The 4051-nt window shown below is 63.3% G+C and carries 5 protein-coding genes; all 5 read left to right on the forward strand.

The window, feature by feature from the left end; all coding sequences use genetic code 11:
* Positions 1–278, forward strand: a 278-nt coding sequence (locus VGZ23_09905; GenBank protein HEV2357907.1) for a hypothetical protein, incomplete at its 5' end; no start/stop codon positions are given.
* A gap of 136 nt (positions 279–414) precedes the next feature.
* Positions 415–621 carry a cold-shock protein gene (locus VGZ23_09910; protein HEV2357908.1) on the forward strand — a complete coding sequence of 69 codons (207 nt, stop codon included), beginning with the start codon at positions 415–417 and terminating at the stop codon, positions 619–621.
* Positions 622–1425: 804 nt separating this feature from the next.
* Positions 1426–1878 carry a MerR family transcriptional regulator gene (locus tag VGZ23_09915; protein ID HEV2357909.1) on the forward strand — a complete coding sequence of 151 codons (453 nt, stop codon included), beginning with the start codon at positions 1426–1428 and terminating at the stop codon, positions 1876–1878.
* Entirely contained in the window at positions 1875–2054 is a 180-nt protein-coding gene (locus VGZ23_09920) for a hypothetical protein (GenBank protein HEV2357910.1), read from the forward strand. The genes VGZ23_09915 and VGZ23_09920 overlap by 4 nt, the downstream gene beginning before the upstream one ends.
* Before the next feature lie 1797 nt (positions 2055–3851).
* Positions 3852–4051: transposase (locus tag VGZ23_09925; GenBank protein ID HEV2357911.1), on the forward strand; the 200-nt coding region annotated here is incomplete at its 3' end.

Genomic DNA, 4051 nt, shown 5'->3' on the forward strand with positions numbered 1-4051 from the left:
CCCCGTTCCTGCGCGGATACCTGGACGGCAACTGGGCGGCTCCCACCGCCACCCGATCGCGGGCGAGCGGGCTGGTCTTCTGGGGGACTGAGGCGGTTCTCGCCGGCATCAACGCGATGATCCACCGCGGCTGGCGGATCAGCAGCGGCGTGGTGACGCCGCGGCCGCCCCGGGCCGAACTGCGGTTCAACCGGCGGGACGAACCGGCGATCCTCAACCACATCCGCGCGTACACGACGCGCTCGCGCGGCCACGGCAAACCTGACGCGCCCCGCTAACAAAGCGGGCTCTCTCTCGCATCGTCGGGGGAGCGTCCGTTGCTTGTTTCTGCGGGCGGGACGTGTCATACTTGAAGGGCATCAGCAGGCTGCAAAGTCGGTTGGTAGCACGATCTATAAGGTGGGTGGGTACATGATGGCTACGGGTACCGTGAAGTGGTTCAACGCGGAGAAGGGGTATGGATTCATCACCCCGGAGGACGGTAGCAAGGACCTGTTCGTGCATTTCAGCGCGATTCAGGGCGACGGCTACAAGACCCTCAACGAAGGCCAGAAGGTCGAGTACGAGGCCACGCAGGGACAAAAGGGTCCTCAGGCGAGCAACGTCCGCGTCGTCGCCTAACCGATCGGCGCTCTTCTTCAGAAGCCCGATGTGACGTAGCGAGAGCGGCCGGAAACCGGCCGCTCTCGTTTTGTACGCCCAGCATGCATCTGAACGCGGGCGTGATGATCAGCGGCGTGGTGCAGGCGACCTCCGAGGGGACGCCCCAAGGGGGTCCGCTGAGCCCAGCGCTGCGAGATTCTGGGCTTCACGTTTTTACCTGGGAAGGCGGTGCGCATCCGCATTGCGCCACGGGCGCTCCGCAAAGTCAAAGGGACCATTCGACGCCTTACACGCGCCAGTCGCAGTCAGAGCCTCGAGCGCCGGATTCAGCGGCGTAACGAGTATCTGCTCGGCTGGATCGGCTCTTTGCGTTGGCAGAGACGCCGAGCGTGGTGGAGGAGCTCGAAGAATGGCTTCGGCGGCGATTGCGGATGTGTTTGTGGCGGCAATGGCGACGGCCACGCACACGGTATCGGGAGTTGCGTCGAGTAGGGGCACGGGAGTGGGACGCCCGGTTGGCATACACGGGTCATGGCCCGTGGCGCATCGCTGGCAAGCCTCTCGGCCGGCTCCTGAACGTGACCTTCTGGCAGCAACAAGGTCTGGAGAGTGTCACCGCAAGATACCACCGACTTCGGGAGGCTTGGTGAACCGCCGGATGCGGACCCGCATGTCCCGTGGTGTGGTGGGGGAGCGGAGGTAATTCCGCTCCCTACCCGATTTTGCGGCGCCTTCGGGCGATCATGGCTTGTGGCGGAGGGGGGGTCTCTTGACCTTCTCCTCTACTGGAAGGTATAGGCTGAGCCTGGATCGGAGGGGTCCATGGAAGGGAAGCTGATCGGTGAGGTCGCCAAAGAGTCGGGCGTACGTCCGGGGACATTGCGGTACTATGAGGCCCTGCGCCTCCTGCCGGTTCCGCGACGGTCGGGAGGTGGATACCGGCTCTATGACGGGCAGTCCCGGCAGCAGATCGCCTTTATTGCCAATGCGAAAAGCCTGGGCCTGACGCTGAGAGAGATCCGGCAGATCATCATCGCCCGAAGCGATGGCCGGCTTCCGTGCGACTCCGTGCGCACCATGCTCTCGGACCATGTCAGAAATATCGATCAGCAAATCGTCAGACTCCAGGCGCTGAAATTCGAGCTCCAGACCGTCTTACGCGCATATCGCGCGCGTCCGAATGGCCGCGCGGTCACGCGGCACGCCATCTGCCCTTTGATCGAGACCGTGCCGGGCGGCCGTCGCACACGTACAAGTGGAGGTGGAGCACGATGATCAAGGTCGTTTCGCTGTGTCCCGCCTGCAGCCAGTGCCCTGCGGTCGAGATCGATGGGCACGAAGTCCGTATCGGCGAAGGCGCCAACCGCGTCACGTTGTCGCCGGCGGAGTGGAATGTTCTCGTGCAATCGATCAAGCGCGGAGAGTTGGACGAGGTGAAGGCGACGGAGTAAATCGTTTCAGCCTGAAGCTTACTCTAACACACCACAGCCAGCCCTTACCGGCTGAGTTGTGATAGTGAACCAGCCAAGCCCACCCGTTGACTGACATTTCCACGCCACCGCAGCGTGCTCTCGGACATACGCCGAATCTACGTGGTGCCCAACACCATTTCGCGGTGGGAGACTGCGACGTATCGCCGGCAGGATCAATGCGACTCCAGAGCGTTTTCGTCGGTCATCGACATCCTTGCCGGTCACCCGATACGATGTAGTTACGGTCACTACCTGGAGGACCTCGCCTGCGGCTTGGCTTACGCGATGCCAACCAACACTTCTCTACCCTCGTCAAGACAATCAAACGGGGCGAGGAGGTCATCCTTACGGATAGGGGGCACCCGATTGCGGTTGTGACTCCACTGCGGGCAGGGCGGACCGTTAGCGCGACTCTCGAGAGACTGGCACAGGCGGGGTTTGTGCGCCTCCCGACCCGTCCCGGCCCCGTCGGCCGCGCCAAGCCGGTTCGGGCACAAGGCATCCCGGTCTCGCAGTTCCTGAATCAGGAACGCGAAGCGCGATGAGCGTCGCCACATGGCTGTATGTGGACACGAGCGTGCTCGTCCAACGCGTGGTCCAAGAAGCTGGGTCGGACGCCGCATCCCTGGAGACAGCGGCGTCTCCCATCGTTACGTCGGCACTGGCCCCGGTCGAAGCGTTGTCGGCCATTGTGGCCAAGCATCGAGGCGGATCTTTACGGCGGACTGCCTTCAACGCCGCTCTACGCCGCCTGGGGGATGAACGGCCAAGTGGATTCTCGTCGAAATGGTCGCTGCGGTCTTGACCCGGGCTGAAGAGGTTGTCCGGAAGGTCCCGACCCGGACCCTGGACGCGATCCATATCGCGTCAGCGCTCTTCTTCCGGGACACAGGCGGTGTTCACGTTACCTTCCTCACCGCTGATCGGAACCAACGTCAAAGTGCAGAAGCGGTCGGCCTCACTGTGCGATCCCTGGTCCGATAAGCCCTGTATGTACTCGTCAACTTAGGGCGCAGTGCTGCCCCTCGATGAGGGGTATCTTGCTCGGTACTGGCGGAGGGGGTGGGATTCGAACCCACGGTTCCTCCTTGCGAAACACCCCAATTTACAAGGGATGCCGCGAACGAGCGCGGCCATGTTGTGCCGCTATTGTGACATCGTTCGCACCCAAGACCATGGAGGGGCGATTCGTAGGCTTAGGCCTGCGAGTTTGCCCGCGCCCCCCTGCTCTGCAAGCAGGGGTCGCGGGTTCGAGTCCCGCCGTCTCCACCACCCGCAAACCCTTGCAGCACAAGAATTTCCGCGCGCCATGCGGGTGTCGCTGAGCACCGGTTCAACGGTGGTTTGCAAACGCCTGCAAACGGCCGGTCCGGAAACTGAGTCCGCAAGACACCGTGGCGCCGTCTCGCGAGAGGCGGCGCCACGCCTGTCATCAGATCTGCAGACCTCTCCCACGCAGTCGCATCATCCTGACGGACCAGGCGCTCCACCGCCGTGGAGTCCTGGATCCACACGACATCGGCCTTCGGCCGGCCGTACGCCCGGATCGCCAGGACAATTTCCACACCGGCCTCAAACGTGTCCACCTTGAGCTAATGTCAAAGGGTGTGGAAATTCGAGGGGCGTACCACCTCCGAGATCCACCACATCGGAAACCTCCCTCGGCGGGGAGGGGAGAGGAGTACGCCCATATCAGGATACCAGCCCCTACGGGGGTTGGACAAGGAGGAAGTTCGGCCGACCCTGGACGTTCTGGCGCGTGACGGGGCACAGCGGATGCTGATCAGCGCGTTAGAAGAGGAAGTCGGGGAGTTTCTCGGCCGGGCGCGCTATGAACACAGCGCCGGGCGTCGGCGGGGGTACCGGAACGGGACCGGGAAGCCTCGCAAGATCGCGGTGGGCTGTGGGACGCTCGAGGTCCGTGCGCCGCGAGTGCGGGATACTGAGGAACCGTTCCGCTCGCAGCTCCTGCCGCG

The organism is bacterium, from assembly GCA_035945995.1.
GTDB lineage: Bacteria > Sysuimicrobiota > Sysuimicrobiia > Sysuimicrobiales > Segetimicrobiaceae > DASSJF01.